This is a genomic window from Haloplanus ruber, from assembly GCF_024494725.1.
GTDB classification, from domain to species: domain Archaea; phylum Halobacteriota; class Halobacteria; order Halobacteriales; family Haloferacaceae; genus Haloplanus; species Haloplanus ruber.
In genome coordinates, this window is the sequence record NZ_JANHDK010000003.1 from 199,410 (window position 1) to 225,318 (window position 25,909).

Annotated in this window: 28 protein-coding genes and 1 pseudogene; 25 read left to right on the forward strand and 4 right to left on the reverse strand. The window is 68.7% G+C overall.

The window, feature by feature from the left end; all coding sequences use genetic code 11:
- Window positions 1-11 precede the first annotated feature (11 nt).
- On the forward strand, window positions 12-251 hold the full coding sequence (locus NO878_RS11570; RefSeq protein WP_256406148.1) for a DUF8015 family protein: 240 nt from the start codon (window positions 12-14) through the stop codon (window positions 249-251).
- On the opposite strand, the gene NO878_RS11575 is transcribed toward NO878_RS11570, so the two are convergent.
- The 3 genes from NO878_RS11575 to pepF form a co-directional block, all read right to left on the reverse strand.
- Window positions 232-615, reverse strand: a complete 384-nt coding sequence (locus tag NO878_RS11575) for a DUF5811 family protein (RefSeq protein WP_256406149.1) — start codon at window positions 613-615, stop codon at window positions 232-234. The two genes, NO878_RS11570 and NO878_RS11575, sit on opposite strands and share 20 nt — an antisense overlap.
- Before the next feature lie 72 nt (window positions 616-687).
- Window positions 688-1,917 carry a proteasome-activating nucleotidase Pan2 gene (gene pan2 / locus NO878_RS11580; protein WP_256406150.1) on the reverse strand — a complete coding sequence of 410 codons (1,230 nt, stop codon included), beginning with the start codon at window positions 1,915-1,917 and terminating at the stop codon, window positions 688-690.
- Window positions 1,918-2,035: 118 nt separating this feature from the next.
- A complete protein-coding gene (gene pepF / locus NO878_RS11585; protein WP_256406151.1) occupies window positions 2,036-3,835 on the reverse strand; it encodes an oligoendopeptidase F in 1,800 nt (599 codons plus the stop codon).
- A gap of 117 nt (window positions 3,836-3,952) precedes the next feature.
- Between pepF and NO878_RS11590 the strand changes: the two genes are divergently transcribed.
- The 4 genes from NO878_RS11590 (at window position 3,953) to NO878_RS11605 (ending at window position 8,172) form a co-directional block, all read left to right on the forward strand.
- Complete coding sequence (locus NO878_RS11590) at window positions 3,953-5,188, forward strand: mandelate racemase/muconate lactonizing enzyme family protein (RefSeq protein WP_256406152.1); 1,236 nt, start codon at window positions 3,953-3,955, stop codon at window positions 5,186-5,188.
- A gap of 175 nt (window positions 5,189-5,363) precedes the next feature.
- The gene (locus NO878_RS11595; protein WP_256406153.1) at window positions 5,364-6,182 is read left to right on the forward strand and encodes a CPBP family intramembrane glutamic endopeptidase; all 819 of its coding nucleotides are present in this window, start codon (window positions 5,364-5,366) and stop codon (window positions 6,180-6,182) included.
- Window positions 6,183-6,228: 46 nt separating this feature from the next.
- Window positions 6,229-7,722: a tRNA guanosine(15) transglycosylase TgtA gene (gene tgtA, locus NO878_RS11600; RefSeq protein WP_256406154.1), complete on the forward strand. Its 1,494-nt coding sequence runs from the start codon at window positions 6,229-6,231 to the stop codon at window positions 7,720-7,722.
- A gap of 63 nt (window positions 7,723-7,785) precedes the next feature.
- The gene (locus NO878_RS11605; RefSeq protein ID WP_256406155.1) at window positions 7,786-8,172 is read left to right on the forward strand and encodes a hypothetical protein; all 387 of its coding nucleotides are present in this window, start codon (window positions 7,786-7,788) and stop codon (window positions 8,170-8,172) included.
- Between the two features lie 247 nt (window positions 8,173-8,419).
- Here the strand turns inward: NO878_RS11605 and NO878_RS11610 are convergent, their stop codons facing one another.
- Window positions 8,420-8,881 (reverse strand): pyridoxamine 5'-phosphate oxidase family protein, encoded by a 462-nt coding sequence (locus tag NO878_RS11610; RefSeq protein WP_256406156.1) that lies wholly within the window; start codon window positions 8,879-8,881, stop codon window positions 8,420-8,422.
- 88 nt (window positions 8,882-8,969) lie between these two features.
- On the opposite strand from NO878_RS11610, the gene NO878_RS11615 reads away from it, so the two are divergent.
- The 20 genes and pseudogenes from NO878_RS11615 to NO878_RS11710 all read left to right on the forward strand — a co-directional run bounded on the left by NO878_RS11615 (window position 8,970) and on the right by NO878_RS11710 (window position 25,881).
- The gene (locus NO878_RS11615; protein WP_256406157.1) at window positions 8,970-9,218 is read left to right on the forward strand and encodes a hypothetical protein; all 249 of its coding nucleotides are present in this window, start codon (window positions 8,970-8,972) and stop codon (window positions 9,216-9,218) included.
- Window positions 9,219-9,244: 26 nt separating this feature from the next.
- A complete protein-coding gene (gene arcS, locus NO878_RS11620) occupies window positions 9,245-11,005 on the forward strand; it encodes an archaeosine synthase subunit alpha (RefSeq protein ID WP_256406158.1) in 1,761 nt (586 codons plus the stop codon).
- Between the two features lie 25 nt (window positions 11,006-11,030).
- Window positions 11,031-12,902 (forward strand): aldehyde ferredoxin oxidoreductase family protein, encoded by a 1,872-nt coding sequence (locus NO878_RS11625; protein ID WP_256406159.1) that lies wholly within the window; start codon window positions 11,031-11,033, stop codon window positions 12,900-12,902.
- The gene (locus tag NO878_RS11630) at window positions 12,899-13,063 is read left to right on the forward strand and encodes a hypothetical protein (RefSeq protein ID WP_256406160.1); all 165 of its coding nucleotides are present in this window, start codon (window positions 12,899-12,901) and stop codon (window positions 13,061-13,063) included. Before NO878_RS11625 ends, NO878_RS11630 begins: the two co-directional genes overlap by 4 nt.
- Before the next feature lie 74 nt (window positions 13,064-13,137).
- On the forward strand, window positions 13,138-13,524 hold the full coding sequence (locus tag NO878_RS11635; RefSeq protein WP_256406161.1) for a DUF7971 family protein: 387 nt from the start codon (window positions 13,138-13,140) through the stop codon (window positions 13,522-13,524).
- A 56-nt stretch (window positions 13,525-13,580) separates the two neighbouring features.
- The gene (locus tag NO878_RS11640) at window positions 13,581-13,865 is read left to right on the forward strand and encodes a ubiquitin-like small modifier protein 1 (protein WP_256406162.1); all 285 of its coding nucleotides are present in this window, start codon (window positions 13,581-13,583) and stop codon (window positions 13,863-13,865) included.
- Entirely contained in the window at window positions 13,862-14,131 is a 270-nt protein-coding gene (locus NO878_RS11645; protein ID WP_256406163.1) for a MoaD-like domain-containing protein, read from the forward strand. The genes NO878_RS11640 and NO878_RS11645 overlap by 4 nt, the downstream gene beginning before the upstream one ends.
- Window positions 14,124-14,498 (forward strand): DUF8048 family protein, encoded by a 375-nt coding sequence (locus NO878_RS11650; protein WP_256406164.1) that lies wholly within the window; start codon window positions 14,124-14,126, stop codon window positions 14,496-14,498. Before NO878_RS11645 ends, NO878_RS11650 begins: the two co-directional genes overlap by 8 nt.
- A 51-nt stretch (window positions 14,499-14,549) precedes the next feature.
- Window positions 14,550-15,290 (forward strand): AzlC family ABC transporter permease, encoded by a 741-nt coding sequence (locus NO878_RS11655; RefSeq protein WP_256406165.1) that lies wholly within the window; start codon window positions 14,550-14,552, stop codon window positions 15,288-15,290.
- Entirely contained in the window at window positions 15,287-15,625 is a 339-nt protein-coding gene (locus NO878_RS11660) for an AzlD domain-containing protein (protein ID WP_256406166.1), read from the forward strand. The genes NO878_RS11655 and NO878_RS11660 overlap by 4 nt, the downstream gene beginning before the upstream one ends.
- Window positions 15,626-15,897: 272 nt before the next feature.
- The gene (locus NO878_RS11665) at window positions 15,898-16,845 is read left to right on the forward strand and encodes an ABC transporter ATP-binding protein (protein ID WP_256406167.1); all 948 of its coding nucleotides are present in this window, start codon (window positions 15,898-15,900) and stop codon (window positions 16,843-16,845) included.
- On the forward strand, window positions 16,842-17,609 hold the full coding sequence (locus NO878_RS11670) for an ABC transporter permease (protein WP_256406168.1): 768 nt from the start codon (window positions 16,842-16,844) through the stop codon (window positions 17,607-17,609). Before NO878_RS11665 ends, NO878_RS11670 begins: the two co-directional genes overlap by 4 nt.
- A 76-nt stretch (window positions 17,610-17,685) precedes the next feature.
- Window positions 17,686-18,585 carry a S49 family peptidase gene (locus NO878_RS11675; RefSeq protein WP_256406169.1) on the forward strand — a complete coding sequence of 300 codons (900 nt, stop codon included), beginning with the start codon at window positions 17,686-17,688 and terminating at the stop codon, window positions 18,583-18,585.
- Window positions 18,572-19,591, forward strand: coding sequence for a DUF4350 domain-containing protein (locus tag NO878_RS11680; protein ID WP_256406170.1), 1,020 nt, complete (start codon window positions 18,572-18,574; stop codon window positions 19,589-19,591). Before NO878_RS11675 ends, NO878_RS11680 begins: the two co-directional genes overlap by 14 nt.
- A gap of 77 nt (window positions 19,592-19,668) precedes the next feature.
- The gene (locus NO878_RS11685; protein ID WP_256406171.1) at window positions 19,669-21,294 is read left to right on the forward strand and encodes an ABC transporter substrate-binding protein; all 1,626 of its coding nucleotides are present in this window, start codon (window positions 19,669-19,671) and stop codon (window positions 21,292-21,294) included.
- Between the two features lie 11 nt (window positions 21,295-21,305).
- On the forward strand, window positions 21,306-22,253 hold the full coding sequence (locus NO878_RS11690) for an ABC transporter permease (protein ID WP_256406172.1): 948 nt from the start codon (window positions 21,306-21,308) through the stop codon (window positions 22,251-22,253).
- 61 nt (window positions 22,254-22,314) lie between these two features.
- Complete coding sequence (locus tag NO878_RS11695; RefSeq protein ID WP_256406173.1) at window positions 22,315-23,358, forward strand: ABC transporter permease; 1,044 nt, start codon at window positions 22,315-22,317, stop codon at window positions 23,356-23,358.
- Window positions 23,358-24,395: an ABC transporter ATP-binding protein gene (locus NO878_RS11700; RefSeq protein WP_256406174.1), complete on the forward strand. Its 1,038-nt coding sequence runs from the start codon at window positions 23,358-23,360 to the stop codon at window positions 24,393-24,395. Before NO878_RS11695 ends, NO878_RS11700 begins: the two co-directional genes overlap by 1 nt.
- Window positions 24,392-25,333 (forward strand): annotated as a pseudogene (locus tag NO878_RS11705) (ABC transporter ATP-binding protein); the annotation flags it as partial. The gene NO878_RS11700 and the pseudogene NO878_RS11705, both read left to right, overlap by 4 nt.
- 71 nt (window positions 25,334-25,404) lie before the next feature.
- Window positions 25,405-25,881, forward strand: a complete 477-nt coding sequence (locus NO878_RS11710) for a DUF7974 family protein (protein WP_256406176.1) — start codon at window positions 25,405-25,407, stop codon at window positions 25,879-25,881.
- The last annotated feature ends 28 nt before the right edge of the window (window positions 25,882-25,909 follow it).

Sequence of the window (25,909 nt, forward strand, 5' to 3'; positions counted from 1 at the left end):
GGTGAGCATCGATGAGCGTCCGAACGACTCCGAGTGAGGGTACCGCCGTGCCGACCACGCCGACACGGTACGACCTGTTGTTGTTACTGTTGCCGCTCCCCTTGCTCCTCGGGGCGGCGCTCTCGGTGGTAACGTCGGTGCCGTTAAAAGTGGGAATCGGCGTCGGGAGTCTGCCGTCGGCGCTGGTGTTCGTCTACGCCATCTGGTTTGCGGCGCCAACGCGGGCCGGCGTCAACGGGCGGTCGGCGTGATACCGTCGCCGACGGCGTCCATCACTTGGAGGGCGGCGCTGGCGGCCAACCCGCGGGCGACTTCGTCACGTTCGTCGGTCCCGATTCCGGCGTCGAGGTCGTCGACGTCGGGCGTGAAGCCGGCGCTGACCGGGTGACCGGCCGGCGGGCGGACGGCGACGGTGGCCGTCGGGCCGTTCGAGCCATAGGACAGTTCCGAGCCTACAGTGTAACTGTCGGGAAGGTACGAGCGGGTCTGGGAGACGATTCCCGCGACGGCTCGCTGGAGGGACTGCCGTTGGTCCTGTGTCAGTTCGACGTCCGTCGATAGCTTGCCGGCGTCGACGACTCCGGGTGCGCCTCCGTACGGCGTGTTTCCGTTCATCCGAGTCGATATTGATACGCGGAGCCTGGGTAAAAAGCCGTCGGAGCGTGTGACTCGATGACAGCCGGGGGTTCAGTACTGGTAGTCGGTGAAGGCCATGACCGGTCCCGCGTCCTCGTTGTCCTCGATTTTTGCCTTGGCGTCGAGGAAGTCGGTCATCCGGACCTCGGTGCGGTCGTCGCGGATGGCGAACATCCCCGCCTCGGTGGCGAGGGAGGCGAGGTCGGCGCCGCTGTACTCGTCGAGGTCGTCGGCCAGCGCGATGAAATCGACGTCGTCGGCGACGTTCATATCGCGGGTGTGGATGCGGAGGATCTGTGCCCGGCCGTCGCCGTCGGGTTTCGGCACCTCGATGAGGCGGTCGAAGCGGCCGGGCCGGAGGATAGCCTCGTCGAGCATGTCGAAGCGGTTCGTCGCGGCCATGATCCGGATTTCACCCCGGTCGTCGAAGCCGTCCATCTCCGAGAGCAGTTGCATCATGGTCCGCTGCACCTCGGCGTCGCCGGAGGTCTTCGAGTCCGTCCGCTTGGCGGCGACGGCGTCGATTTCGTCGATGAAGATGACCGCCGGCTGGCGCTCTGCGGCGAGTTCGAACAGGTCGCGGACGAGCCGCGATCCCTCACCGATGAACTTCCGGACCAGCTCCGACCCGGCCATCTTGATGAAGGTCGCGTCGGTCTCGTTGGCGACCGCCTTGGCGAGCATCGTCTTCCCGGTGCCCGGCGGGCCGTGAAGCAGCACGCCCGAGGGCGGGTCGACGCCGACCTCCTCGAACAGTTCCGGCGTCAGGAGGGGGTCCTCGACGGCCTCGCGTACCTCGCGTACCTGCGCGTCGATGCCGCCGATGTCGTCGTACGTGACCGTCGGCGACTCGTCGACCTCCATCGCCTGGGCACGGGAGTCCGTCTCGTCGTCGAGGACGGTCTGGACGCTGAAGGAGTCGTTGACGGCGACGCGGTCGCCGGCCGCGAGTTCCTTGCGGATGCGCGGCGAGGGTTCTGTGAGCACCTCTTGATTGTTGCCGTGCTGTTTGATGATCGTCCCCTCGTCGCTCACCTCTTCGACGGTGGCGACGTACAGCGACGAGGTTTTCAGCACCTCGTTGCGCCGCTTGAGGTGGTCGACCTCCTCCATGAGTTCCTCACGCCGGTCGTCGGTCTCGTCGAGTCGCTCCGAGAGCTCCTCGTTGACGCGGACCATGCGTTCGTAGTGCTGGCGGATGGCGTCGAGACGCTCCGCGTCTGACATCTCCGGATCGAGGTCGAGGCGCGGTCGATCCGGAAGCGACGGACTCCGTGACATTGGTTACGCTTCCTAAGAAGCGGGCGTAAATGTGCCTTTGGGTCGCGGACCCCCCGTATTCCGACGTGCCGTCGGGCGACCCCGGACGGGCTACCCGGGCACGCCGTCGCTCCCGCGTTCAACGCTCGCTGATCAGCTGTTCCATCTCGTCCAGTGTCTCACCGTAGGTCGACAACGCCGTCTCGATGTACGTGGCGTCGGTCGTGTCCACGCCCGCTCGCTCCAGGACCTCGGCCGGGTACGCGGACCCGCCCATCCGCAGAGCCTCGCGATAGTCCGCCGCGGCGGCCTCGCCCTCGGTCTCGATCCGGTCGACGATGGCTGTCGCCGCGCTGATGCCCGTGCTGTACTGGTAGACGTAGTAGCCGTAGTAGAAGTGTGGAATCCGCATCCACTCGCGGGCGATGTGGTCGTCGACGACCGCGGGTTCGTAGAAGTCCGCCTTCAGGTCGCGGTAAAGCTCGTCGAAGCGGTCCGGGGTGAGTGCCCCGCCGTCCTCGATCACCTCGTGGATGCGGAGTTCGAACTCCGCAAACATGGTCTGACGGAACAGCGTCGACCGGAACCGTTCGAGATACTCGTCGAGGACGTGCCGGCGGACCCGTTCGTCGTCGACGGTCTCCAGCAGATGGTGGGTCAGGAGCGTCTCGTTGACCGTACTCGCCACCTCGGCGACGAAGATATCGTAGCTGCTGTACTGCCACGGCTGGGCCTCGTTCGTCAGTTCCGAGTGCATCGAGTGGCCGAGTTCGTGGGCCAGCGTGAACATCGAGGCCACGTCGTCCTGGTAGTTCATCAGGATGAACGGCTGGGTGTCGTAGGTGCCAGCCGAGAACGCGCCCGACCGCTTCCCGCGGTTCTCGTAGACGTCGACCCACCGCGAATCCAGCCCCTCGGCCATCCGCTCCTGATACGCTTCGCCGAGCGGGGCGACGGCGTCGACGACGTACTCCACCGCCTGCTCGTAGGGAATCTCCGGCGGGTCGCCCGCCGCCATCGGCGCGTAGAGATCCCACATCTGCAGGTCGTCGACGCCCAACGCCTCGGCTTTCAGGTCGGCGTGACGATGGAGGTATCCGAGATTCTCCCGCACCGTTTCGACGAGGGTGTCGTACGCGTCGATTGGGACGTTCGGTCCGTCGAGCGCCGCCTCGCGGGCCGTCTCGTAGTTGCGGGCGCGGGCGAGTTTTACGTCCTTGATCACACTCTTTTTCAGCGCCGCCCCCACGCCGTTTCGCACGTCGGTCCACCGGTCGTAGAAGGCCTCGTGGACCTCGCGTCGGAACTCGCGGTTCGGCCGCTTCTGGAGTTTCGTGAAGTTGCCGAGCGAAATCTCGACGTCCTCGCCGTCGGGGTCCTCCACGGTCGGGAACTCCATGTCCGCGTTCGAGAGCATCGAGTACACCTCGCTCGCGGCGTCGGTCACGTCCGTGAGGTCCGCGAGCAGTTCCTCCACCTCCTTCGACCGGGTGTGTGGCTTCCCCCGCAACACGTCGTCGAAGTAGTGTTCGTACTCGGCCAGCGCGGGTTCGGCCTCGACGAACGCCTCGATCTCGGATTCGTCGAGTTCCTGCAGTTCGGGGTCGACAAAGCTCGCGGCGCTCCGGGCGTCGGCCGCCAGCGACTCCGCGCGGGCCGACATGGCCTGGTACTCGCTCTCGCGGGTGTCCTCGCTGCTCCGGAGGTTGGCGTAGGTCGATACTGTCGCCACGTCCCGGAGGAGTTCCTCGCGCAGTTCGAGCAGTTCGTGGAGCGTCTCGGGGCTCTCGGTGACCCGCCCTTCGTAGGCCGCGAGGTCGTCGATGCGGTCGCCGACGTCCTCGAAGGCCGCCTCCCAGTCCTCGTCGGTGACGAAGATGCTCTCCAGATCCCACTTGTCCTCGGCGTCGATTTCGCTGCGTTCGGGAACCGAACTCATCGCCAGCCCGTAGGGTGGCCCCCGCCGTAAGGGTTCGTACTCCGGCTGTCGTCGGACTCGAACGCGTCTCTTTCCGTACCCAACGTTTACTACACGTGGCGAAGTTCTCGGCACACGATGGTCGACTACGCCAGTCTCCGCGACCCGAACGCGGAGTATACGATGCGCGATCTGTCGGCGCCGACGATGGGCCTCACCGCGGACCGCGGCCCTCGCGACGTCGAGATCACCGATGTACAGACCACGATGGTCGACGGCAACTACCCCTGGATTCTCGTCCGTGTCTACACGGACGCGGGCGTCGTCGGCACCGGCGAGTCCTACTGGGGCGGCGGCGAGACGGAGATCATCGAGCGGATGAAACCCTTCGTCGTCGGCGAGAATCCGCTCGACATCGACCGTCTCTACGAACACCTCGTCCAGAAGATGAGCGGTGAGGGGTCTATCGCCGGCAAGGTGATCTCGGCCATCTCCGGGATCGAAATCGCGCTCCACGACGTCGCCGGCAAACTCCTCGAGGTTCCGGCCTACCAACTTCTCGGCGGCAAGTACCGCGACGAGGTGCGCGTCTACTGTGACTGTCACGCTGGCGACGAATCGGAGCCCGCATCGAACGCCGCCGAGGCCGAGCGCGTCGTCTCGGAACTGGGCTACGACGCGATCAAGTTCGACCTCGACGTCCCCTCGGGCCACGAGAAGGACCGCGCCAACCGCCACCTCCGCGGTCCGGAGGTCCAGCACAAGGTCGACATCGTCCGCGAGGTGTGTGAGACCGTCGGCGACCGTGCCGACGTCGCCTTCGACTGTCACTGGTCGTTCACCGCCAACTCCGCGCAGCGACTCGCCGAGGCCATCGAACCGTACGACGTCTGGTGGCTCGAAGACCCCGTCCCTCCGGAGAACCACGAGGTCCAGAAGACGGTCACGCAGTCGACGACGACGCCCATCGCCGTCGGGGAGAACGTCTACCGCAAGTTCGGCCAGCGGACGCTCATCGAACCGCAGGCCGTCGACATCGTCGCCCCCGACCTCCCGCGTGTCGGTGGGATGCGCGAGACCCGAAAGATCGCCGACCTGGCCGACATGTACTACGTGCCCGTCGCGATGCACAACGTCTCCTCGCCCATCGGCACGATGGCCTCGGCCCACGTCGCCACCGCCATCCCCAACTCTCTCGCCTTGGAGTTTCACTCCTACCAACTCGGTTGGTGGGAGGACCTCATCGAGGAGGACAACCTCATCGAGGGCGGTCGCATGGCGGTGCCCGAGAAACCCGGTCTCGGCCTGACGCTCGACCTCGACGCCGTGTCGGAACACATGGTCGACGGCGAGACGTTGTTCGACGAGGCGTAGTCGTCGAGCAGGCGAATCTTCGAGTTGCGTTGTTCGACGAGGCGTAGTCGTCGAGCGGGCGAATCTTCGAGTTGGGTCGTTCGGCGAGGCGTCGTCGGTGCCGGTCGCCGGGCGACGCTCCGTCCCCACGCCGTCGGTGGGAAGCTTTTCGAGGCTCCCGTACCCAGTGGCAGATATGCCCTCACTCGACGACCGGACGCGCGCCCGCCTCCGGGCAGTCGTCGTCGTCCTGCTGGTGTCGGGGATCGGTCTCGGCGTCGGCGCCGGCCTCGCGCTCGGTCTCTCACTGCTGTTTGTCGGCCTCGGCGCGGAGCCTTCGCCCTTTGTCCTCCTGGTGATTTCGCTCGTTTCGATCCAGGGAGTCGCCTTCGGCGGTGTCGCCGTGGGATACGTCCTAGTCCGCGGGTGGGGTCTCGACGACCTCGGTGTCCGGCTCCCCTCGATTCGTGACCTCGTGTTCGTCGTCGGGGGGTACGTGACGGCGCTGGTGGCCGCCATCGCCGGCGCGCTCTTCGTCAGTGTCGCCGGCGCCCCCGCCGGCGAGAATCAGGTCGCCGAGTTCGCTAGCGCCGACCCGAGCGTCCTCCTGTGGCTCATCCCCGGCTCCTTCCTGCTCATCGGCCCCGGCGAGGAACTGCTCTTCCGGGGCATCGTCCAAGGTCGCCTCCGCGAGACGTTCGACCCGATTCCGGGTGTCGCCCTCGCCAGCGCCTTCTTTGCCGCGGTCCACTTCGTCGCCCTGACCGGCGGCACTGGCGGTCGCTTGGTGACTGTGACCGTCTTATTCTTCCCCGCGCTGGTGTTCGGGACCGTCTACGAACTCACCGACAACCTCGTGGTGCCGGCGCTCGTCCACGGCGCCTACAACGCGACGCTGTTCTCGCTGGCGTACCTGGCGATCCAACTCTCCGAGTCGGGTGGGTTGGAGGGACCGGAAGCGGCGACGGAGGCGGTCGCGGCGCTGCTCGTCGGCGTTGTCGCCCTGCCGGCGTAGGCCGTCGGAACGGAACCCTTACCGCGCCGGCCCGAACAGTGGCGGTATGCGCGATTGCTTCGAGACCCGTCACAGCGACGTGCTCGGTCGGATCGGGGAGTTGACCGTTCCCCGTGCCGACCAGACCGTCGAGACGCCGGCCCTCCTGCCCGTCATCAACCCCAACATCCGGACGGTGTCGCCGGCCCGCCTCGAAGCCGAGTTCGGCGCCGACGCCCTCATCACCAACGCCTACATCATCCGCGGAACCGACGACCTTCGCGAGCGCGCCCTCGACGAGGGGCTACACGAGATGCTCGGATTCTCGGGCGCCATCGTCACCGACTCCGGCTCCTTCCAGTTGGCCGAGTACGGCGACATCGACGTGACGACCCGCGAGATTCTCTCCTTCCAGCGGGAGATCGGATCGGACGTCGCCACGCCCGTGGACGTGCCGACACCGCCCGACGCGGCCCGCGAGCAGACCGAGGCGGACCTGGCGACGACCGAACAGGCGCTCGCGGACGCCGAGGCCGTCGATACCGGCGAGATGCTGGTCAACGCGCCGGTCCAAGGATCGACCCACCTCGACCTCCGCGAAGCCGCCGCCCGCCACGCCGACGCCACCGACCTCGACGTCTTCCCCGTCGGCGCCGTCGTCCCGCTGATGAACGACTACCGGTACGCGGACGTGGTCGACGTGCTCGCGGCCGCCAAGCGCGGCCTCGGCGCCGACCGCCCGGTCCACCTCTTCGGTGCCGGTCACCCCATGATGTTCGCGCTCGCGGCCGCCATGGGAGCCGACCTCTTCGACTCCGCCGCGTACGCCATCTACGCCCGCGACGACCGCTATCTCACCGTCCGCGGGACGCGCCACCTCGACGACCTCACGTATCTCCCCTGTGAGTGCCCGATCTGTACCTCGCATACGCCCGCCGACCTCCGGGGTGCGGCCGCCGACGAGCGCGAACGACTCCTGGCGGAACACAACCTTCACGTCTCCTTCGGCGAACTGCGCCGCATCAAGGCGGCCATCCGCGAGGGGAACCTCCTCGAACTCGTCGAGACGCGCTCCCGCGCCCACCCCGCGATGCTCGACGGCTACCGCGCGCTCTTGGATCACGCCGCCCAACTGGAGCGTCACGACCCTACCTCCAAGGGCACCTTCTTCTACTGCTCGGCCGAGAGTGCCCGTCGTCCCGAGGTGGTCCGTCACCACGACCGACTCGGTCGACTCGATGCGCCCGCGACGCTGTTGCTCACCGAGGGGTCGTCGCCTTCGGGCGACCGCTTCGACGCGGCCTGGCGGCTCCTGCCGCCCTTTGGCCCCGTTCCCCGGGCGCTCTCGGAGACCTACCCGTTCACGGCCGAACTCCCCGACCGAACCGACCGACCCGCCCAGGAGGCTGCCGCACGCGGGGTCGACCGCCTCGTCGACGCCAACCCCGACACCGACGTCACGGTCGCCCACGACGACTGGGCGGCGTCCGCCCTCGACCGATTGCCCGCGTCGGTCCGGGCCGAACCGCTCGGTGCGCGCCCGGACCGGGACGACGCCTGACGCTCGTCGGCGGGGGTGGACCGACGATTGATATGATAGTGGCCCATCAGTTACGACCGACAGATGATCGATCAGCCGCGCTCCGATGGGGTGACCGACCGCGAGTCAGGGACACAGCCCGGCGACGGAACGGCCGACGAGTTCCGACTCCCGGCCCCCGTCGCCGGGGCGCTCCGGTCGCTCGGCGACCGCATCGACACGCTTGCCGACTCACTTCCAATCGGCCCCGCACGCCACCACGCTAGGCAGGCCGCCGTAGCCACCCGCACCGCGGCCGACGACGACGCCGACCTGGTCGCCCGGCGCGTCGCGCTCGGTGAACTCGTCACGAAACTCCGACTGGCCGCCGACGAGGCCGCCGCCAGCCGCTCGCAGTACGAACTCCTCGAACTCCTGTACGAGGAGGCGCTCCCGGCGACCCGAGCGGCGAGCGACGTTCTCTACGGCTGAGTCGCGTGGTCACGGGCCGAACCGACGGTAGCCGCTTTGCAGGAGTTGACCGGCTCCGAGGACGGTAAAGACGGCCGTCCCGGCGGCGACGCCGGCGCAGACCCCCCGGCAGGCGTGGCAGGGGGGTGTACTCGCCAGCCATCAGGAGCACCACTGCGAGAAGCCACAGACCGTACGCACCGAGCGCGGCTCGACGGAGGGACAGCACATCCTCGATCCGTGTCGCGAGCCACCTCACGCTGGCGGTTCACTCCGCCGTCGCGTCGTCCATCCGCTCGGTGAAATCCCAGGAGTAGACGCGTGCGGGGTCGATCCGAATCGCCACCTCGTCGCGGTCGGGATCGAGCAGTTGCCGGGCCAGCGCCGAGTCGGTGCCCCCGAGATAGCGGTCGAGCAGGCCACGGAGCGTCGACTTGTCGTCGTCGGGGACGATAGTCGCCGACCCGCGTCCCCGGACTCCGCGGTACGGCGGGTCGTTGGTCGACACCTCGAAGGCGACGCCGTCGTCGTCGCGGAGGTAGCCGACGACGTCGGCGTCCGCGGCGGTGGCACAGACGAACTGGCCGGCGTCGGGGTCGAAGTCGTACCACAGTGAGAGCATCCAGAGGCCGCCGCTGGGCGTCCGGCAGGCCACCCGGATGGGCACCTGCGCGTCGGCCAGGAACGCGGCGACCGACGCCCGGTCCCACTCACCGGTGTACTCGGTCATGGCCCGCGTTGGGCCGCGGTTGGCTAAAGGCCGTGGGTGGGCCGGACACCGGGGAACGACTTTGCTGGTCGGCGTTCGACCCCCACGTGTGTCCCTCCCACTGCAGTTCGGCGTGCCCGGTGGCCTAGAACTACTGATCGTTCTGTTCACGCTGGTGTTCTCGCTTGTCGTTCCGCTCGTCGTCTCCGCCCTGATCTACCGGGATGCGGCGGGCCGGAACAGTCGCCACGCGCTCGCCTGGGCCGTCGGCGCCTTCTTCGGCAGCCTCGTCGTCTGGGTACTCTACTACGTCGTCCGCGACGAGGTCGGCCCGTCGCGGCCCGGGAACGAAACGTAGTTCCGCGCCCCCCTCCACCAACGCCTATGACCGAATATTTCGAGGTCCACGCACGGGACGGGGCCGCCCGTCTTGGCGAACTCCGCCTGCGTGACCCCGTAACCACGCCCACTCTCGCCGACGCCGTCGTCGTCGACGGCGGGAGTCTCTGGGGGACCGACCGTGACCTCCCCGAAGGGAGTGAGGCCGAACTTACGGTCCTCCCCCATCGAGCGTTCCCCGCGGGCACCGACCCGACCGTGCAGGACTCCTTCGCCGTCGACTACCCGGACGTCGACTACCCGAGTGCGGGCGTCGTCACCGCGGAGACGGCCGCCGACTACGGCTGTGACGCCTACGTCCTCTCGAACGCCCAGGGAGTCGCCGGCCACGGCGCCTCCTTCCGCGACGAACTGATCGCCGTCCGGGAGGCGGTTCCGGCCGACACCGCGCTCTACCTCGCCGGCGTCGCCACCCCCCGCAACGTCGCGACGCTCGTCGCCGCGGGTGTCGACCTCGTGGATACCAAACGCGCCCGGGTGAAAGGCCGGCAGGGACGCTATCTCACCCCGGAAGGCGAGTATCACCTCGACGAACTCGACGAACTTCCCGGCGCCCACCCGCGCGACCCACCGCTCGCGGAGTTCACCCGCGAGGACTGTGTCGCCCACAACGTCGCCGCCCTCGAAGCCGAACTCCGCACCGTCCGCACCCGGATCCGGCGGGGGCGCCTCCGGGACTACCTCGAAGGCCAGGGCCGCCACGAGAACTGGCTGACCGCCTCGTTTCGCGAGTTCGACCAGGAGTACCGCTATCTGGAGCAACGGACGCCGGTCATCCGCGATACGGAACTCAGCGCGGCGAGTGAGGATACGCTGAACCGGGTGGAGATCCAGCGGTTCGCCGACCGGGTCACCAGCCGCTATCGCAACCGGTTTTCGAACCCGCTCGTGCTCGTGCCGTGTTCGGCACGCAAACCCTACAGCGACTCCCAGAGCCACGCCCAGTTTCACCGCGCCATCGGCTACCGCGGCCACGTCGCCTCGATGACATCGCCTATCGGCGTCGTACCCCAGGAACTGGAGTGTACGTACCCCGCCCAGCACTACGACGCGGTGGTCACCGGCGACTGGACCGAAGGCGAGAAGGACTTCGTCGCCACCGTACTGGAGCGGTATCTGGAGCGCAACGACTACCCCCGGGTGATCGCTCACGTCCCCGGCGAGGGCTATCGCGACATCTGCGAGCGGGTGGCCGACCGGGTGGATACGCCCTTCGAGTTCACCGCCGTGGACCACCCCACCACGTCCGCGTCGCTGTCGAACCTCGACGCGGCGCTTTCGGGCGAACTCAAATACTCGAAGCGAGAGCGCCAGCACAACACGATTCGGGCCATCGCCGACTACCAGTTCGGCCCCGGCGCCGGCGACGACCTGTTTCCGGATCTGCGGACGACGAGCCGCCATCCCAAACTGCAGGTCCGCGACGGTGACGACACCCAACTCGCGGCGCAGGTCCCCCAGTACGGCGTCCTCGCGTTCACCCTCGCCGGCGCCCGCCACTGGGCCGCAAGCCCCGCGCCGACCAAGCGCGTGGAAATCGACGGCTTCGTCCCCCACGGGAGCGTCCTCGCCCCCGGCGTGACCGACGCCGACGCCGACGTCCGCGTCGGCGACGAGGTGGTCGTCGAGGGGCCGGCGGCCTTCGGAGTCGGCCGGGCGACGATGCACGGCGCGGAGATGCGGGAGAGCACCCGCGGTGTCGCCGTCGAGATGCGCCACGTCGAGGCGACTGAGGACAACGCTTAACACAGTCTCCCGACTACGTGTGTCGATGTCACCGCCCGTTCGACGCGACGTACTTCGGGTCGACCTCTCGGCCGGGACCGTCACTCGCGAACGGGTTCCCGACGACTGGCGACGCGACTTCCTCGGCGGCAAGGGCCTCGGCGCCCGCTATCTCTACGAGGAACTCGATGCCGGCACCGATCCGCTCGGTCCGGACAACCGCTTGGCGCTCCTGCTCGGCCCGCTCTCGGGCTATCTCCCCGGTGAATCGCGGTACGCGGCGGTCACCAAGTCACCCCTGACCGGCGCCTTCCTCGACTCCTACAGCGGCGGGTCCTTCGCCGACGCCCTCGCCGGTGCCCTCCCCGAGGCCTTCGGCCTGCTCATCGAGGGAACCGCCGACGAACCCACCGTCCTCACCGTCCGAAACGATGAGGTGACCCTGACCGAAGCGGGGGACCTGTGGGGAGCCGACACCGTCGACACCGACGCCGCCCTCGACGGCGCCGTGGCCTGCATCGGGCCGGCCGGTGAGCGACAGGTCGCCTACGCCACCATCGCGTGTGACGCCGGCGACCACCACGCGGGCCGCGGCGGTGCCGGCGCCGTCATGGGCGCGAAACGGCTGAAGGCCGTCGCCGTCCACAGCGACCCACCCGATCCGCCGCCGGCGCTCGCCGACCTCCGGGACCGATACGGCGCCGCCTACCGTGACGACGACACCGGCCGCTGGCAGGCCGCCGGCGAGACAGTCGAGAGTGTCGACTTCGCCAACGAGGTGGGTGTCCTCTCGACCCGGGGCTGGCAGGGCGGCCGCTTCGAGGATGCAGGCGATATCGGCGTCGAGGCGGTCCGCGAGGCGGCGACCGGCCGTGAGAACGCCGACGACGCGGTGCCCGGCGGGTTCCGCGTCGACGTCCCGGACGGCGACTCCGTCCCCCGTGGCGGCACGCTCATGTCTCTCGGCGCTGGCCTCGGGATCGACGACTTCGACGCCGTCGCTCGCTTGGGCGCCGCCTGTGACCGCCTCGGGATGGACGTCATCAGCGCGGGCAACGCCGTCGCCTGGGCCACCCGCGCCGCCGACGCGGGGGCCATCGACCCCGCCCTCGACCCGGACCTCGCGTTCGGCGACGCCGACGCGGCCGAACGCCTGCTGTCGGCCATCGCCACCCGCGGGACCGACTTGGGCGATACCCTCGCCGACGGGGTGGCGGCCGCCCGCGAACGCGAGGGTGCCGACGCGGTGCCGACGGTGAAGTCGATGGAACTCCCGGCCTACGACCCGCGGGGCGCCGCGGGGATGGCCCTCGCGTACGCCACCAGCGACCGCGGGGGCTGTCACCGCCGTGCCCGCCCGGTCGAGCGCGAGGCTTTCGCCCGCGACACGTGGACGACCGCCGACCGCGTCAGGACCGTCATCGGCGCCCAGAACGTCCGCTCGACGCTCTGGAGCCTCGTCGTCGACGACTTCGCCGGCGAAACTATGTGGGAGGACCTCGGCGCCGAGTGGCTGGCGGCCGTCGGCCTCGACCACGACCCCGAGTCGCTGGCCCGTGCCGGTGAGCGGATCTGGACGCTCGTCCGCCTGTTCAACGTCCGCGAGGGCTTCGACCGTGCGGACGACTCCCTCCCGTCCCTGTTCGAGGACCCCCTCCCCGACGGGCCGGCCGCTGGCCGTACCGTCGACCGCGAGGCGTTCGAAGCCATGCTCGACGGCTACTACGCGGCCCGCGGGTGGTCGCCCGACGGCCGCCCGACCGCGGCGCTCGTCGAGCGACTGGGCCTCGTCGCCGACGACGAAACGCCGCTGGCCGAGGTGGCCGTGACCGCCGGCCGAGAGAGTGGGAGCACCGACACCGCCCCCGACGACGGAACCGGCCGACGCGACCACCACCCTCACAGTCGGGAGCCGTGACCGGATCGAACCCCGCCCAGCCACACGACTGTCACCGCTGTGGCGAGACCATCGAACCCGGCGACGTCTACGGTGCCCTCGACCTCCTCGACGCCGACGGCGACCTCCAGGTGATGCTCTGTCGGACCTGTTCGGCGGCGTTGCGCGACTTTCTCGACTGACCGAGAGCCGACTCGGACGGCGACCTATGGGCCGCTGTCGGGAGTCTTTTACCCCTCGCGAGCCGCCCAACTGTATGGACGAATTCGACCTCGGTGTTCCCCGACAGATCCTCGACTCGCTGCCGGACGACGACGACGCGGCCCGGCAGGACATGCAGCGGGCCGTCGCGGGCCTCGAAGGGCGGCTCAATGGTGCCGTCGAGGCCGCAGACGACGAGCGCGAGGCCGCACAGAACGTCGTCAGCGCCCTCGAACGCCTGGAAGAACAGCTCGAACAGTACGACGAGTTCGTCCCCGAACTCCGGGCGTGGGGGCAGTCGCCCATCTACGCCATCGCGTGGCGCAACCTACAGGCGGACCTCCTCATGCAGATTCAGGAGGTCGGCTGGGTCGCCGAGCGCATCGACCGCGAGCGCAACTACCGATCCGTCGAGGACGGTATCCGTCTGAACGACCGGTAGGACGACCGCCTCTCCGTGTCGCGTGACTTTTTACCGCTGCGCCCCCAGCAAAAGACATGGATTTGGAACTGCGATTTTTCGCCACGTTCCGCGAGGCGGTCGGCCAGAAGACCCTCGAACGCGAGTTCGATGACGACGCTACTGTCGGCGAGATTCTCCTGACGCTCGAATCGGCGTATGACGGCCTCGAAGGCAAGCTGATCGACGATGGTGGGGACCTCCAGCCGAACCTCAACATCCTGAAAAACGGGCGGGAGGTGCTCCACATGGAGGGCACGGAGACGGTGATGGAAGACGGCGACACACTGTCGATTTTCCCGCCGGTGGCGGGCGGCGCATGACCGACGAGTGGATTCGCCGGGAACGCTCCTTCCGCGGCATCTCGACGCGGCTGGCGATCAAATATCTCGAAACGCTCGGCGGCGAGCAGACGAGCGACACCCGCGTCGAGGCCGATGACTGGGCGGTCGACCTCTCCGCACAGACCGTCGGTGTCGGCCCCTCGGTGTCGCTGACGCAGGTCGACCTCGTCTTCGAGGGCGACCCGGAGGCCCTCGACCCGCTCATCGAACGGTTCGCACAGAAGGCGATGCGCGCGGGTGGCTGACGTGTCCGGCCCGCAGGACTCCCCTATCGATGGGCAGGTGTTCATGCTCGCCTCCGCCAAGGCCAGCGTTGGCCCCCAACGACTGTCGGAGCTACTGGTCCGCGTACAGCGTGACCTCGGCGACCGCCGCGGCGCCTACCGCCGCGAGTTCGAGCGGGTCGTCGACGCCGAGGACCGCGAGGTGTTTCTCGTCCCGACGGATCACTGGGAGGCGGTCGGCGACCGCCTCGAACTCGACCGCCGAGCGACGGAGGCAATCGCCCGCACCCACGCCGAACAGCTCCGGCGGATCGGCTCCCGGACCGACCGCCGCGAGGAGTTCGACACGGCCCTAGAGATCCGCGAAGCGGTCGTCGTCGGTCGGTGATCGTCACCCGGAACCGAAAGACCGTTGCGGGTGCCCGGTCCACAGTCTGACATGCCTACGGTTCCCGACGACTTCGTCGCCGGCGTCCGGGCGACGCTCCCCCTCCTCCTCGGGCTGATCCCCTTCGGGCTTGTCGCCGGCGTTGCCGCGGTCGACGCCGGCCTCTCGCCCGCCCAGGCGGTCGGGCTGTCGGCGATTGTCTTCGCCGGTGCCTCACAGCTTGCGACCGTCGACCTCCTCGCGAAGGACGCCTCACTCCCGGTGGTCGTCCTCACGGCCGTCGTCATCAACCTCCGGATGAGCATGTATTCGGCGTCCATCGCCCCCTATCTTGAGGCGCTCCGCCGACGCTGGTCAGCGCTGTACGCGTTCGTCCTGACGGATATGTCCTACGCGCTGGCTATCGCCGAGTTCACGGACGAGACGGGGGACGACGCTCCCGACGCCGCCGACCAGCCCGCGCCGGACGGCGGCGCCGACGGATCGGGCCACCGGTGGTACTACCTCGGTGCCGCGGTGTTCATGTGGCTAGTCTGGCAGCTCGCCACCATCGTCGGCGTCGTCCTCGGAGCCAGCATCCCCGAGAGCTGGGGCGTTTCCTTCGCGGTGCCGCTCGTCTTCCTCTCGCTGCTCGTCCCCGAACTGTCGGACCGTCCGCGGGTCGTCGCGGCACTCGTCGGCGGGAGCGTCGCCGTCGCCGGCGCCGCGTGGCCGCTGAATCTCGGCCTGTTGGGCGGAGCACTCGCTGGCGTCGTCGCGGGCGTCGCCGTCGAGGGGAGGGAGGCGGCGTGACGACCACTTACGGCCCCCTCGCCGTGTGGGCTGTCGTCCTCGTCGTCGGCGCACTCACGTTCGCCATCCGGTACTCGTTCATCTACCTGCTCGACCGCGTCTCGGGAGTCCCCCCGCGACTCGAACGGGCGCTTCGCTACGTCCCCGCGGCGGTGCTCGCGGCCCTCGTCGCCCCCTCCTTCGTCGACCCCGGACCGACCGTCGCCGCGACGCTTCTCGACGGGCGCCTACTCGCCGGCGTCGTCGCCGCGGGCGTCGCTTGGATCACCGAGAACATGTTCGCGACGCTCGTCGCCGGGATGCTCACGCTCTGGACGGTCGGGTTCGTCCTGTAACACACGACGCCCCCACCTCAGTCGCGGTTCTTGGACGCCTTCAGCATCGAATCCGCGTGTTGGCACGGTCACGGTCGGAGACCTGGGGCTTGCAGTGCGAGTTCGTCGTCGGGGCCGCGCGAGCGGCGTATCCATCGGGACCGTCCGAACCCCCGAAAGCGCGGGACGGTCAACGACCAGCACTACTCTCCGAGCCCTGACCCGTGGTGTGGTATCAGTCCCCGTTCCGACTTCACGGGGCTTAATTCCGTCCGGCGCGGTGGTTTCGGTAGATGGAAGCCGCCATAGAGATCGACGACCTCCGGAAGCGATACGGCGACGTGACGGCGCTAGATGGCGTTTCGCTGTCGGTGCCCGAAGGAAGTTTCTTCGGTCTCCTCGGCCCGAACGGCGCGGGCAAGACCACCTTCATCAACATCCTCGTGGGGCTGGTGCGGAAAAGCGGCGGCGAGGCACGGGTCTTCGGCCACGACGTGGAGACGGAGTACCGCGAGGCCCGGGACCGGATCGGCCTCGCCCCCCAGGAGTTCAACGTCGACCGCTTTTTTCCGATCCGAGAGGTGTTAGAGCACAAGGCGGGCTATCACGGCATCCCTGCCGACGAGGCCCGCGAACGGGCTGACGCGGCCCTGAAACAGGTCGGCATCTACGAGAAACGCGACACGCGCTTCGACTGGCTCTCCGGTGGGATGAAGCGGCGCTTTCTCATCGCGCGGGCGCTGGTCACCGACCCGGACCTGCTAATCCTCGACGAACCCACCGCGGGCGTCGACGTGCAACTCCGGCACGACCTCTGGGAACTCATCACCGAGTTGAACGAGGGCGGCACGACGATTCTTCTCACCACCCACTACATCGAGGAGGCCGAACGCCTCTGTGACGAGGTGGCCATCCTCGATCAGGGACAGGTCGCGACCGTGAGCACGCCGGACGAACTCATGGACCGCGGCACCGACCGCATCACGGTCACCTTTCGCGACCCGATCCGGTCGCCACCCGACATCGCCACAAACGGACAGGTCGACGCCGTCGGCGTCGAGGACGGCCGTCTCGTCATCTCGGCCTCTCGCGGCGGCCTCGTGGCGCCCGACCTCGTCCGCGAACTCGACGCCGCAGGCTACGAAATCGTCGACCTCGACGTCTCCCGGACCTCGCTCGAAGAGGTGTTCGTCGAGATGACACGCAACGGCTCGTCCGTCGCCGACGGAGGGGAAGCGTGAGTCGACGCTCCGTCCAACTGAAGACGCTGGTCCACCGAGAGATTCTGCGGTTCGTCCGGCGACCGTACAACACGTTCCTCCCGCCGATCATCACGAACACGCTGTATTTCGCCGTGTTCGGCGTGATTCTCGGGAACCGGATTGGCGCCATCGCCGGCGTGAGCTACATCCAGTTCGTCCTTCCCGGCCTGGTCGTCCTCGGGGCCATCTCCGACGCCTTCGAGAACGCCTCCTTCTCGATTTTCCACGGCCGGTGGAACAACTACATCGACGCCGTCATCGTCACGCCCATGTCGAACTTCAACATGGTCGCCTCCTACGCCATCGCGAGTGCGACCCGGGGTATTCTGACTGCCGCCCTGATCGTCGGCGTCGGACTGGTCTTCACCTCGGTCCCCCTCTCGCATCCGCTGTATCTGGTCGCGTTCATCTTGGTCATCACCACGCTGTTCGGCGGCCTCGGCATCATCGGGGGGCTGTGGGCCGACGACTTCGACTATCTCACCGTCATGAATCAGTTCATCCTCCGGCCGCTGGTCTTTTTCGGAGCGGTGTTTTACTCCCTCGAGGTGTTGCCGCCGCTCTGGCGGGACATCTCCCTGCTGAACCCGATGGTGTACATGGTCAACGGCGTCCGGTACGGGATGATCGGCGTCACCGAAATCGACCCGAACGTCTCGCTTGTCGTTCTCACCGCCGCCACAGTCGTCGTCCTGTTCGTCGATTTCCTCCTGTTCAGGCGGGGATTCGGCCTGACCGAGTGACGACCTGACAAGGTACAATACTCGTTTTCGTCAAGCGAGCTTATTACCCGACGCAGGGGCGAAAGGGGAGTGCACTATGTCGAACAGTCCCGATGGCGGCTCACTGACCCAAGCGCAGTCGTACGCTCTGGTCGTGGTCGCCGCCGTCCTGTTGAGCGCGATCCTCGCACCGGTCGCCTACGACCGGGCCACCCAGCCCGACGGCACCGTCGCTGTCGTCACCATCGAGGGGCCGATCACCTCGGGCTCGGCGACGGCCGTCCAGAAGGACCTCCGCGAGGCCCGCGAGAACGAATCGATCGATGCGGTCGTACTGAACGTCGATAGCCCCGGCGGCGGTGCGGCCGCGAGCGAACAGCTCTACCTCTCGGTCCAGCGCACCGCGGCGGAGATGCCCGTGGTCGCGAGTGTCACATCCACTGGCGCGTCCGGCGCGTACTACGCAATGCTCCCGGCCGAGGATATCTACGTCACACCCGCGTCCATCGTCGGTAGCGTCGGTGTCCGCGCCGCGGCCCCCGGCCCCTCGCTCCCCGGCGAGGTCAAGAGCGGCCCCGACAAGGCCAGCGCGACCGCCGACCAGCGACGCACGCAGGTCGAGACCCTCCAGAATGCCTTCGTCGGCAGCGTCATGAAACACCGGAGTGACGACCTCGAACTCTCCCGCACCGAGGTCGCCCACGCGAAGGTGTACTCCGGCGCCCGTGCCGTCGACAACGGGATGGCCGACGACATCGGGTCGACCCAGGACGCCATCCGACAGGCCGCGAATGCGGCCGACCTCGACGACTACGAGGTGTACCGGAAGGAGCCGCCACAGACCGGCGGACTGCTCCTGCTCAGCGCCGACGACGGCGGTGGAGTCGTCGTCGAGCGCAGTCCCGTCGGCTACGAAACCGTCGACACCCCGACGCTGTTGATGGTGTACGGCTCCGTGCAGACCGAAAGCGAGGTGATCGGTAATGTCAGCGCCTAAGTCAAGACTCGTCGCCGTGTTCGTGATCATCGTCGCTGTCCTCGTCGGTGCCGCGGCCGTCGCGCCGTACGCCCTCGGCTCCGCCGGGGACACCAACGACACCGCACCCATCGAGAACCAGCAGTTCCAACCCGGAACCGTCCTCCCGTCTGAGGACCCCGAAGACGGCGAGATCACCATGGAGAGTTCCCAGCGCGGCAAGACCGTCCTCGTGGATGTCGGACACGCCAACGGGGTTTCGGAGACCGACCTCGAACCCCTCCTCTCGACGCTCGTCGAGAACGGACACGAGATCCGGTTCTACCGCGGCCAGCGACAGGAGCTTAACGAGTCGCTTCGCTCGGCCGACGCCTTCGTCGTCGCCAGCCCGCAACAGCGGTTCTCGAACGACGAACTCGCGGGCGTCGAGGCCTTCACCGACGCCGGCGGACGCGTACTCGTGATGGGTGGGCCACCCTCTGTCGAAGCCTCCGGCGGTCTGTTGCTCGGCCTTGGCGGCTTCGCACCGACCGCCCCCCGGACGGCCGACCTCGCTTCGACCTACGGCATCGCCTACGGGTCGGGCTATCTCTACAACATGGAGGACAACGACAACAACTACAAGAGCATCTACGCCGAGACGGCGTCGAGCGGCCGCCTCGCCGACGGCGTCGAGCGCGTTGTGGTCCGCGACGCGGTGCCGATTCGGACCAACGGCGGCACGCAGGTGCTCGTCGGTTCCGAGGGAACGACCCTGTCGACGACCCGTGACGCCGGCCGGTACGCCGTCCTCGCGCGCAGCCAGGGTGGGAACGTCACCGCCGTCGGTGACACCTCCTTCGTGACCCGTGAGAACGCCTACGACGCCGACAACGAGGTGCTGATCGGCAACCTCGCCGACTTCCTCGTGACCGGCGACAAGGCCGAGGGCGCTCCGACCCCGCCGGGCGCCGACTCCCCGTCCGAATCCGGTAGCGGTGCCGGCCCTGCTCAGCCCCCGCGCGAACCGACGCCCGCACCGTCCTGACCTGCCGTCGTCCGGTCGGTCGCCCGTCGGCCCCCCTAATCGTAGCCTATTTCGTCGTCGGCCGTCGGTAATACAGTATGTCACCCGCCACCACATCGCGCCGCCGACTGCTTCGCCTAGTCGGGGCAGCGGGGGCCGCCGGTATCGCCGGCTGTGCCGGCGGGTCCGGTGGATCGGGCGGCCCGGAACTCGTTGCCACCCTCGGCGCCGACGTGAAGACCTACGATCCGACGCTGGCGAACGACACCACCTCGCGCAAGGTTATGAACCTCGTCTACGACCCTCTCCTCTCGGTCGACTTCGAGGGGGAGGTCCGCCCGACGCTCGCCACCGACGTCGAACGACTCGACGACCGCACGTGGCGACTCTCGCTCCGCGAGGGCGTCACCTTCCACGACGGGAGCGACTTCACCGCCGCCGACGTGGTCGCCACCTTCGAACGCTACGCGGGCACCCCCCGCGAGTCCGACGTGTCCCTCTGGTACGACGACGCAACCGTCGTCGACGACCACACGCTCGACGTGACCCTTCGCGACCGATACGCACCGTTCGAAACCTCTCTCGGGGGCGTTCCAATCGTTCCCGAGGCGGCCGCCGCCGGCGACCTTGATCTCTCGGAGGCGCCGGTCGGGACCGGCGCCTACGCCTTCGAGACACACGAACCCGACCGGCTCTTCCGGCTCACCCGTGCCGACGACCACTGGTACGACGGCTCGGGCGAGGCGCCCGCCACCCCGCCCATCGAGACGCTCACCTTCCGTATCATCGTCGAGGGCCCGTCGCAGGTGGCCGCGCTCCAGGCGGGCGACGTCGATATCGCGAACAACCCGCCGGCCGACGCCGTCGCCGACCTCCGGGACGACGACGCGATTACGGTCGACGAGCGCCTCGCCGGCGGCTTCGAGATGCTCGTGTTCCCCCTCGCCTCGGAGCCGTTCTCCAACCGCGAGGTACGGCGGGGCATCGCCCGCCTGATCCCCCGCGAGGAGATTCTCGACTCGGTGTTCGCGGGGGTCGGCCGCCCCGCGTACGCTCCTATCTCCCCCCTTCTCGGCGACTACTCCTCCGAGTCCTTCCAGGCGGAGATGCGCGAGGAGCACCAGGGGTACGACCCGGAGCAGGCCCGCGAACTGCTCGCGTCCGGCTTCGACGCACTCGGGATCACCCCACCCTACGAGACGAGCATCGTCACTAACGAGACGCCCGAGCGGGTACGCTGGGCCCAACTCGTCCGCGACGAACTCGACGCCACCGACTTCTTCGACGTCTCCCTCGATCAGTTCGAGTGGAACACCTACACCTCCCGCGTACTGGCCGGCGACTCCCACCGCTCGGACTCGATGATGGCGCTCGGCTGGACCGGTGGCTGGGACCCCGACACCTTCCTGCGCAACCTCTTTCACGGCGGGCAGGCCACCCCCGCCTGCTGTAACGCCGCCCACTACGCGAACGACGAGGCCGACCGCCTGCTCGACGAGGCGCTCGCCACCTACGACACCGCGGAGCGGCGTGCGCTCTACGAGGACGCCCAGCGCCGGATCGTCGCGGATGCCCCCGTCGCTTTCGTCCGGTTCAACAAGCGTCTCGACGCCTACCGCTCCGAGCGACTAGACGGCTTTCGCACCTACCCGCTCGATACCGGCGAGTTCACCGCTATCTACGCCCCCTGGGCCGACACTTACACCACGATGGGGGGCGGGTGATCGACCGGCCGATGTCGCTCCGACGGTACGTCCTTCGGCGGGCGCTTCTCACGCTTCCCGTGCTCTTTGGCGTCTCCGTGTTCACCTTCGCCCTCGTGAAGTTCCTCCCCGGCACGCCCGTCGACTATCTCCTCCAGTTTCAGGAGGCGACGCCCGAACTCCGGGCATCGTTGCGCGCCCAATATCACCTCGACGAACCGCTCTACCGACAGTACGCGCTCTGGCTGTGGGACGTCCTCCATCTCGACTTCGGTGACCGAGTCGTCTCCGACCGGAGCGTGCGCGCCGCGCTCGCGGCCCGCCTGCCCGAAACACTCGCCCTCGGCGGTGCCGCCCTCCTCGTTGCCCTCCTCGTCGGGGTGCCGACCGGTGTTCTCGCCGCGGTGAACCGGGGCGGGCCGATAGACGAGGGCAGTCGGATCGCCGCGCTCGCCGGCATCGCCACCCCGAACTTCTGGCTCGGCCTCCTGTTGATTCTCCTGTTCGGCGTCCATCTGAACCTCGTCCCCGTGATCCCCCCCGTCGCACCGCTTTTCGCCCCCGAATCCCTCGCCTTTCTCGCCCTGCCGGCGATCACCCTCGGCACCGCCTCGGCTGCGCTGTTCACCCGACTCACCCGCTCGGCCGTCGGCGAGGAACTCCGGAAGGAGTACGTCCGCACCGCCCGCGCGAAAGGCCTCGATGAGCGGACCGTAATCGTCAAACACGTCCTGCGTAACTCGCTGATTTCGGTCGTCACCGTCGCCGCCGTCCAGGTGGCCGTCCTCCTCGACGGTGCCGTCGTCATCGAACGGGTGTTCTCTTGGCCCGGCCTCGGCCGCCTGCTCGTCCGTGCCATCCTCCAGCGGGACTTCCCCGTCGTCCAGGCCGTCGTGTTGCTGGTTGCCGTCGGCGTCGTCGTCGCCAACCTGCTCGCGGACGTGGTCTACGCCTGGCTCGATCCGCGGATTCGCTACTGACCATGCTCGGACTCCCACTCACCGCCGACCTGTCCGCTCCAAACGCCCGAGGTGACTCCTGGTGAAGGACCCACTCGACGGCCGCGGCCGACTGCGCGTGCGAGGGTTCGACGGGACGGACGCGGCCGCGGCCACCGATACCGGCGACGATGCTGACGCCGCCCCCACCGCCGCGACCGACCGTTGGCGACGCGCCTGGAGGCGCTTCCGCCGCGACCGGGTCGCCGTCGCTGGCCTCGTCGTCATCGGGATCATGGCACTCCTCGCGATCCTCGCCCGCCCCGTCGAGGTTGGCGATGTCGTGGTCCAACCCCTCGCGCTGGCGCCGTACGACCCTGCCGCTTCGGGGGTCGCCGACCCCTACCGCCCGCCCTCCCTCTCGCATCCCTTCGGGACCGACTGGGCCGGCCGCGACGTGTTCTCCCGCGTCCTCTACGGTGGCCGGTATAGCCTCTCTATCGGTGCCATCGCCGTCGCTCTCGCACTCGCGGTCGGTGTGCCCCTCGGCGCGCTCGCGGGCTACGTCGGCGGCTGGGTCGACGAGACGATCATGCGACTGGTCGACGTTCTCTATGCTTTTCCCTTTCTCGTCCTCGCCATCGCACTGGTCGCGACCTTCGGCCAGGGGTTCTGGAAACTCGTCGGGGCGCTCGTCGCCGTCGGCTGGATCGGCTACGCCCGCCTGCTCAGAGGCGAGGTGTTGAGCGTCGTCGAACGCGAGTACGTCCTCGCGGCACGAGCGCTCGGCGTCCGCGACCGTCACATCCTCGTTCGACACGTCGTTCCTAACGCTGTCGCACCCGTCGTCGTTCAGGCGACGCTCAACGTCGGCACCGTCGTCCTCTCGGCCGCGGCGCTTGGCTTCCTCGGCCTCGGACTTCCCCCCGGTACCGCCGAGTGGGGGAGCATGCTCTCGGCCGGCCGCGATACCCTCGTCGGCGGCGAGTGGTGGGTCACCGTCTTCCCCGGTCTCGCTATCTTCCTGTTCGTCCTGTCGATCAATCTCGTCGGCGACGGCGTGCGACTGGCGCTCGACCCCGAGTCCGGCGCCGACACCTACCGTGGACGCGGCACCCACCACGACGAGCGAGAGGGGGACCGCTGATGGCGTTACTGGAAGTCGAGGATCTCGTCGTCCGCTTCTACACCGAGGGCGGCGTCGTCCGGGCCGTCGACGGCCTCTCGTACACCCTCGACCGCGGCGAGCGACTGGGCGTCGTCGGCGAGAGCGGCGCGGGCAAGACCGCCGCCGCGCTCGCGGTCCTCGGCCTGCTCGACGAGTCGGGGCGGATCGAAGGCGAGATCCGATTCGACGGTGAGTCGCTCACGGCGGCCGACGACGACCGCCTGCAGGCGATCCGCGGCGGCCGGATCGGCACCGTGTTTCAGGACCCCGAAGCGGCGCTCAACCCCGTCTACACCGTCGGCGAACAGATCGCCGAAGCGGTCCGTACCCACACCGACCGTGACGGTGCGGCCGCCAACGACCGCGCGGTCGCTCTCCTCGACCGCGTCGGCATCCCCGACCCGGCGACGCGAGCCGATCAGTACCCCCACGAGTTCTCCGGCGGCATGGCCCAGCGCGCCCTCGTCGCCATGGCGCTCGCGGGCGACCCCGACCTCCTGATCGCCGACGAACCCACCACCGGACTCGACGTGACCGTCCAGGCCCAGTTGCTCGAACTCCTCGACGACCTCGCGACCGCCGACCTCGCGGTCCAACTCGTCTCTCACGATCTTGGCGTCGTCGCCGAGTTCTGCGACCGCGTGCTGGTGCTGTACGCCGGACAGGCCGTCGAGCGCGCCCCCGTCGACGACCTCTTCTACGAGCCGAAACACCCCTACACCGCCGGACTGTTGCGGTCTGTCCCCCGAATCGGTGACAGCCGCGACCGTCTCTCGGCACTGTCGGGGACGACGCCCGACCTCTCGGCTCCACCCCCGGGCTGTCGCTTCCACCCTCGCTGTCCCTACGCCGAGGACGCCTGCACGAAACACGACCCGCCGCTCGCCGCGACCGACGACAGTGGCGTCCACCGCGCCGCCTGCCTCGCCTACACCGGCGACCTATCGGGCGAACTGACGTTCTCGGTCGACGTGGTCGACGACGATGGCGGCGCCGACGGAGGTGACTCCCGGTGACCGACCCCTTGCTCCGTGCCGAAGGACTCGTCAAGAAGTACCCCACCTCTGAGCGCTTCCTCGACCGCCTGCTCGGCAATCGGCAGTGGGTCCAGGCGGTCCAAGGCGTCGACCTGACCGTCCACGCCGGCGAGACGCTGGCGCTCGTCGGCGAATCCGGCTGTGGCAAGAGCACGCTCGGGCGCACCCTCGTCCACCTCGACGCGCCGACCGCCGGGACGGTCTCTCACCGCGGTGACGACCTCGGGTCCCTGTCGGCGTCCGCGCTCCGCGAGCGCCGCCGTGACCTCCAATACGTCTTTCAGAACCCCACCGCCAGCCTCGACCCCCGCCTCACCGTCGGCGACGCGGTCGGGGAGGCACTCGACGCCCACGACCTCGCCCCGGACGACCGAACCCGCGCTCGCCGGATCGCCGAGTTGCTGGAGACCGTCGGCCTTCGCCCCTCACACGCCACGCGCTACCCTCGGGAGCTCTCCGGCGGCCAACGCCAGCGGGTCGGTATCGCCCGCGCGCTCGCCGTCGACCCCGAGTTCGTCGTCTGTGACGAACCCGTCAGCGCCCTCGACGTCTCGGTGCAGGCGGGGGTGCTCGACCTCCTCGCCGACCTGCAAGCCGAACGCGACCTCGCCTTCCTGCTCATCGCGCACGACCTCTCGGTGGTCGAACACCTCGCCGACCGGGTGGCGGTGATGTACCTCGGCCACGTCGTTGAGCGCGGCACCGTCGACGAGGTGTTCTCGCCGCCGTACCACCCCTACACCTACTCGCTCCTCTCGGCGATTCCGGAACCCGACCCGCGGTGGGACGGCGACCGGGTCGTCCTCGACGGTGTCGTCCCCTCGGCGACCGACCCGCCCGACGGCTGTGCGTTCCACACCCGCTGTCCCGTCGCGCAACCGGACTGTGGGGCATGGGACGCCCACCCCGACCTCGAACGCGTCGACGGCGACGGTGAGCACGACCACGAAATCGCCTGCCCGTACCACGACCTGTTGGCGGAGGACGAATGACGCGCCCGCCTCGGCACGACGAGGACGACTCCACGACGCCGCGGGCGACCCGCGCTCTCGACGCCGCCAGCGCCAGCCACGCCCTCCTGCCGCGGACGCTTCGCCGGCGCGCGCTCGCCGTCGCCTGCACGACCGACCGCGAGCGCTACCCCCCCGACGACCCCGTGACCCTCCGCGTTACCGTCCACAACCGCCTCCCGATCCCTCTCAGACTGCGGACGACGGCACCCGTCCCGTGGACGTGGGCCGTCGACGGCGTGGACCGCGCCTCGACCGTCGACGACCTGCCCGGGGAGACCGGCGCCGTCGCGTTCTCCGCCCGTGAGCGAAAGACGTTCCGCACTCGATGGTACCAACGGTTCCGCGTCGCCGACGACGCGTGGGTCGCCGCCGACCCCGGCGAGCACACCCTGTCCGCCCGCCTCCTCCTCGATGACCCTCTCACCGCCTCGACGTCCGTCCGTATCGAATGAGTAGAGCCAAGACGGTCGCCTCCCCACG